The sequence below is a fragment of the Sphingopyxis sp. SCN 67-31 genome (genome assembly GCF_001725095.1).
This window is the reverse complement of sequence record NZ_MEFH01000048.1, coordinates 1-5908: the sequence shown is the minus strand read 5'-3', so window position 1 is coordinate 5908 and position 5908 is coordinate 1. Positions and strand designations below refer to the sequence as shown.

At 65.9% G+C, this 5908-nt stretch carries 6 protein-coding genes; 4 read left to right on the top strand and 2 right to left on the bottom strand.

What is annotated here, in order from left to right; genetic code table 11:
- Both ABS88_RS05360 and ABS88_RS05355 read right to left on the bottom strand, forming a co-directional pair.
- Window positions 1–397: fumarylacetoacetate hydrolase family protein (locus ABS88_RS05360; protein WP_286749378.1), on the bottom strand; the 397-nt coding region annotated here is incomplete at its 3' end.
- The gene (locus tag ABS88_RS05355; RefSeq protein ID WP_286749377.1) at window positions 394–1002 is read right to left on the bottom strand and encodes a fumarylacetoacetate hydrolase family protein; all 609 of its coding nucleotides are present in this window, start codon (window positions 1000–1002) and stop codon (window positions 394–396) included. The genes ABS88_RS05355 and ABS88_RS05360, both read right to left, overlap by 4 nt.
- A 154-nt stretch (window positions 1003–1156) precedes the next feature.
- Between ABS88_RS05355 and hpaE the strand changes: the two genes are divergently transcribed.
- The 4 genes from hpaE to ABS88_RS05335 all read left to right on the top strand — a co-directional run.
- On the top strand, window positions 1157–2665 hold the full coding sequence (gene hpaE / locus ABS88_RS05350) for a 5-carboxymethyl-2-hydroxymuconate semialdehyde dehydrogenase (RefSeq protein ID WP_062768036.1): 1509 nt from the start codon (window positions 1157–1159) through the stop codon (window positions 2663–2665).
- Entirely contained in the window at window positions 2665–4107 is a 1443-nt protein-coding gene (locus ABS88_RS05345; RefSeq protein WP_286749376.1) for an NAD-dependent succinate-semialdehyde dehydrogenase, read from the top strand. The genes hpaE and ABS88_RS05345 overlap by 1 nt, the downstream gene beginning before the upstream one ends.
- A 48-nt stretch (window positions 4108–4155) precedes the next feature.
- Entirely contained in the window at window positions 4156–5481 is a 1326-nt protein-coding gene (locus tag ABS88_RS05340) for a spinster family MFS transporter (RefSeq protein ID WP_286749374.1), read from the top strand.
- Between the two features lie 7 nt (window positions 5482–5488).
- The coding region (locus ABS88_RS05335; RefSeq protein ID WP_286749372.1) for an FAD-dependent oxidoreductase at window positions 5489–5908 on the top strand (420 nt) is incomplete at its 3' end.

The window sequence follows — 5908 nt, the reverse complement described above, 5'->3', positions numbered from 1 at the left end:
CATAGTCGCAGGCGACGGTATAGCCCCCGACAAAGGCCAGCGCGTCGTCCTCGGCGACATTGCGCGCGGTCTGCCCGATCACCGCCACCAGTTCGCATTCGGGATGCATCTGTTCGGCATCGCGCGGACGCCACGCCGTCCCGCCGTGCGCGACAAGGCTGTTCGGCCCTTTCAGGAAGACGAGCGGCTTGTCGGGTGCCTTGAAGCCCAGCTCCGCTGAATGATCGGCGTAATTCAGGCCCAGAGCAAAAATTCGCGCGCCGGGCGTCACCGGCGGCAAAAGCACAGCCTCGTCGAACGCGACATCATGCCCCGACGCGAGGTGCACCGAAGCGCCGTCGGCGCTCAACACGCCCCATTGTTCGCGGCCGGCATGGACCAGACGGACATGTTTCATGCGCCGTCTCCCGCAGCTGCGATGCGGGCTTCGAGCGCAGGAAACCCCCGTGCCGAAACGCGGATGCGACGTCCCGCCCCGGCGGTCGGACGGTCGAAGGCGGTGCCGACCAACAGCATGTCGCCCGGCATCGGCGTCATGAAGGCGGCGACGTCGGCAATCAGCGTGGGCACGTTGCGAATCAGGTTCGACAAGCTCCAGCGATGCACGGTCTCACCGTCGATCTCGGTCACGATCTCCAGCGCGTCGAGGTCGGCGGGCCGGGGAATCGCTGCGCCGACGGGAAGGAAGCCGTCGCGCGCCAGTTCGGCGACAGCGGGGCGATAGAAATTGTCGTGCGGGATCGACACGTCGATCGCCAGCCGCACCGCCGTCGCGCCGGTCACCGTCCATTGCAGCGCCACCGTCGCCGCAATGCCGAGCGCGTCGCAGCCTGCGGGCAGGGCGACGACCGCGCCCCCGGCAACGACGCAATGGCCGGGTTTGATGTAAAGGACGGGGGCCTGGGGCGGCGCTTTATAGGGCGCAGCGCGGAACGCCGGATCGAGCGCGGCAACCTGCCTGCGATCATTGAGCGCCGTGCCATAGGCGGTGCCTGCGAACATGCCATCCTTCCCGTGTTTGACTGGCTCCCCGATGATACTTAACACGATAAATGTCAACCCGGCGAGCTCGGAAAGATGATCGAACAAGTCGTTTGACCTGCGCTTCAATCGCGCTATATATTTAACACGATAATCAATTTCGCTGGAGAATTTCATGCCTTCGACCCGCCGCGAACTGGCCCTTGGGGCGACCGCTCCGTTCCGCGATCGCCCGCTTGGCCACTATATCGACGGGCAATCGGTCGACGGGACGGGCAGCCTGTTTCCCGTCTTCGATCCCTCGACCGGCGAATCGCTCGGCGAGGCACGCGACGCGACCGAGGGGGAGCTCGACCAGGCGGTGGCCGCGGCAACGTCGGCGTTCGATCAATGGTCGCGCACCCCGGGAAACGAGCGCAAGGCCCTTCTCCACAAGGTCGCCGATCTGATTGAGGCGCGGGCCGAGGAAATCGCCGCCGTTGAATGTCTTGATGCGGGGCAGACGTGGCGCTTCATGTCGAAGGCGGCGCTGCGCGGTGCCGAAAATTTCCGCTTCTTTGCCGATCGCGCGCCGGGGGCAGCCGATGGGCAGGCGCTGCCGACCGCGGGGCATCTCAACTACACGACCCGCTCTCCGATCGGTCCCGTCGCCGTCATCACGCCGTGGAACACGCCCTTCATGCTCTCCACTTGGAAGATCGCGCCGGCGCTCGCGGCGGGCTGCACCGTCGTCCACAAACCCGCCGAATGGTCACCCTACTCGGCACGGCTGCTCGTCGAAATCGCGCATGAGGCGGGGCTCCCCGCCGGGGTGTTCAATGCGGTCAACGGGCTGGGCGAAACGACCGGGCGGCGGCTGACCGAACATCCCGACATCAAGGCGGTCGCCTTCGTCGGCGAGAGCAAGACCGGCAGCGCGATCATGCGCCAGGGTTCGGAAACGCTGAAGCGGGTGCATTTCGAACTCGGCGGCAAGAACCCGGTGATCGTTTTCGACGACGCCGATCTCGATCGCGCGCTCGATGCCGTGGTCTTCATGATCTATTCGCTCAACGGTCAGCGCTGCACCTCGTCGTCGCGGGTTCTTGTCCAGCGCTCGATCCACGACACCTTCATCGCGAAGCTGATCGAGCGCGTGAAGCAGCTCAAGGTCGGTGATCCCTTCGACGCCGCGACCGAAGTCGGTCCGCTGATCCACCAGCGCCATCTCGAGAAGGTTTCGAGCTATGCCGCCGTCGCCAGCGGCGAGGGCGCGACCGTCGCGGTCGGCGGCGCGCCGGCTGGCGGGCAGGGCTATTTTTATGCGCCGACCCTCTACACCGGCGCCGACATCTCGATGCGGATCGCGCAGGAAGAGATTTTCGGTCCGGTGCTCACTGCCATCGTCTTCGACGACGAAGAGGATGCGATCGCCAAGGCCAATGCCGTTGACTATGGCCTTGCGGGCTATGTCTGGACGCGCGACCTCGGCCGCGCGCTGCGCGTCTCCGACCGTCTCGAAGCCGGTATGATCTGGGTCAACAGCGAAAATGTCCGCCACCTGCCGACCCCGTTCGGCGGCGTGAAGGCCAGCGGCATCGGGCGCGATGGCGGCGACTGGAGCTTCGATTTCTATATGGAAACCAAGAATGTCGCGCTCGCGACGGGTGATCACAAGATCATGCGGCTCGGCGTCGCGCAGTAATGAACCGGTTGCGGCGCGAAGCCTGTCCGATCGGCGGCGAATGGGTGACCGGCGAAGCGTGGCTTCCGGTCAGCGATCCCGCGAGCGGTGCGGTGATCGGACAGGTTCCCGATTTCGGCGTTGCCGAAACGCGCCGCGCGATCGCCGCGGCCGAGGCGGCGCTGCCGGCATGGTCCGCGCGCACCGGCAAAGATCGCGCCGCGCTGCTGCGCCGCTTTCACGACGCGATCATGGACGAACGCGACGCGCTCGCCGACCTGTTGACCGCCGAACAGGGCAAGCCACGCGCCGAGGCGCGAAGCGAGATCGCCTATGCCGCCGCCTTCATCGAATGGTTCGGCGAAGAGGCCAAGCGCGTTTATGGCGAGGTCAACGACGGCGCGCGACCGGGCAGCCGCATCATGGTGCTGCGCCAACCGATCGGTGTCGTCGCCGCGATTACCCCGTGGAATTTTCCCGCCGCGATGATCACGCGCAAGATCGGCCCGGCGCTTGCCGTGGGTTGCACCGTCGTCGTCAAGCCCGCGCAGCAGACGCCCTTCACGGCGCTTGCCCTTGCGGCGCTGGCCGAAGAGGCGGGGATTCCGGCTGGCGCGCTCAATGTTGTGACGGGACGGGATGCCGTCGCGATCGGCGGCGAACTATGCGCGAACCCGGTCGTCCGCAAGCTCAGCTTCACCGGCTCGACGCCGGTCGGCGCGGCGCTCTATGCCCAGTCGGCGCCGACGATCAAGAAGCTGAGTCTCGAGCTTGGCGGCAACGCACCCTTCATCGTGATGGACGATGCCGATATCGACGCCGCGGTTCGCGGCGCGATCGACAGCAAGTTCCGCAACGCAGGACAGACCTGTGTCTGCGCCAATCGCATCTATGTTCAGGACGCCGTGCACGATGCCTTTCTCGACCGCTTCGTCGCCGCTGTCACGGCGCTGCGTGTTGGCCCGGGCTGCGATCCAGACGTCGAGATCGGCCCGCTGATCGAAGACAAGGCGGTCGACAAGATCGAGCGCCTGATCGCCGACGCGGTCGCAAAAGGCGCGCGCATTGCCGCGGGCGGAACGCGCGACGCGCGCGGCGGGCGCTTCTTCCGGCCCACCGTCCTTGCCGGCATGCGTGACGGGATGCTCGCGCTGGAGGAGGAGGCGTTCGGACCGCTCGCGCCCGTCGTCCGCTTTGCGACCGAAGACGAAGTCGTCGCGCTGGCGAACCGCTCCGAATATGGGCTCGCCTCCTATCTCTATACGCGCGACCTCGGCCGCGCCTGGCGCATCGCGGAGCGGATCGAGGCGGGAATCGTCGGCGTCAATACCGGCTTGATTTCCACAGAGCTTGCGCCTTTTGGCGGGGTCAAGGCATCGGGCTTGGGGCGCGAAGGGTCGCGCCACGGGATCGAGGATTATGTCGAACTCAAATATGTCTGCCTCGATCTCGGGACACCATGATCGTGGTGGGTGAATTCAGAACAACGGATTTTTAGCGGGAGTGGAATGATGAAGGCCGAGGATCAAGCGCCCGCTGACGGCGACTATCGATATGGTTGGTATACCGCCATCGTCCTGATGGTCGCCTACACGCTGTCCTTTCTGGATCGCCAGATCCTGACGCTGATGGTTGGGCCGATCAAGGCCGACCTCGGCATCACCGACACGCAGTTTGCCATGCTGACCGGGGGTGCCTTCGCGCTCTTCTATACCGTGATGGCGTTGCCGATGGGCTGGGCGGCGGATCGCTATCCGCGCAAATGGGTCATCGCCTCGGGAATCGCGGTGTGGACGATGGCCACGGGTGCCTGCGCCTTCGCACGCACCTTTCCCCAGCTCATGGCGACGCGCATCATGGTCGGGGTGGGGGAGGCGACGCTCTCGCCGTCGGCCTATTCGATGCTGCGCGACCGCTTCGATGATTCGCGCCTGCCGCGCGCGATGAGCATCTACTCGCTCGGCATCTTCATCGGCGCGGGCCTTGCGCTGATCATCGGCGGCATGGTCGTCAGCGCGCTCGCCGTCACCCCCTATGTCGAGGTGCCGCTGCTCGGCACATTTCGCTCGTGGCACGCGGTATTCCTGGTCGTCGGACCTCCGGGCATCGTGGTCGCACTGTGGGTCGCGACGCTCAAGGAGCCCGTTCGCAAGCGGCCAGCCGAGGCCGAGGAAAAGGCGTCTTTTTCGCTTTCCGCGATCGCCCGGTTCTTCGGCGAATGGCCGCGTATGTCGCTGGCGCTGTTCATCGGCGCCGGTTTCCTCTCGATCCTCAGCTATCTCGATGCCTGGTATCCCGAACTGTTCATCCGCATGTACGGCTGGCACCCCGACGAAGCGGGCCGGGTCAACGGGCTCGCGTCGCTGACCGCCGGGCCGGCGGGCATGATATTCGCGGGCTGGTACACCAGCAGGCTGATCAAGCAGGGCCGCGCCGATGCCTGTCTTTTCCTCGCAATGATCGGCGCGATCGGGCTCGGTGTCTTCGGCGCCTTGATGCCGATCATGCCGAATGCGACGTGGATGGCGGTAATGGTATGGCCGATCAAGTTCCTCGGCGGCTTCAACCCGGTGCTGATCCCGGCGGCGATCCAGATGATCGCGCCGCACAATCTGCGCGCGCAACTGGGTGCGGTGTTCCTCCTGACCACCGGCATTTTGGGCACCGCGCTCGGACCGATCGTGCCCGCTTTCATGAGCGATTATCTGATCCGCGACGAAAGCCAGCTCAACGTGTCGATCGCGATCACCGCGCTCGTCGTGGCGCCGATCACCGCCGCGCTGATCGCTTATGGTCGCCGCCAGTTCCGCGAACGCGTGGCGACGATGCCGCGCTAAGGCCGCCATGAACTTCGACGTGTTGATAGTTGGCGGGGGCCACGGGGGTGCGCAGGTTGCGGTGATGCTGCGGACGCAGAAGTTTACCGGGAGCATTGCGATCGTGGGGGAGGAGGCGGAGCTTCCCTATGAGCGGCCGCCCTTGTCGAAGGAATATTTCGCGGGCGAGAAAGAGTTCGAGCGCATCCAGCTGCGCCCCGCCAAATATTGGGACGAGCGCGCGGTGACGATGCTGCTCGGCAAGCGGGTCGTCAGCGTCGATCCGGCCGCGCACCGCGTCACCACCGACGGCGGCGAGACCATCGGCTATGGCAAGCTCGTCTGGGCGACCGGCGGCCATCCGCGGATGCTGCCGATCCCCGGCGGCGGCCTGCCGGGGGTGCAGGGGGTGCGCACGCGCGCCGATGCCGACGCGATGAAGGCGGCG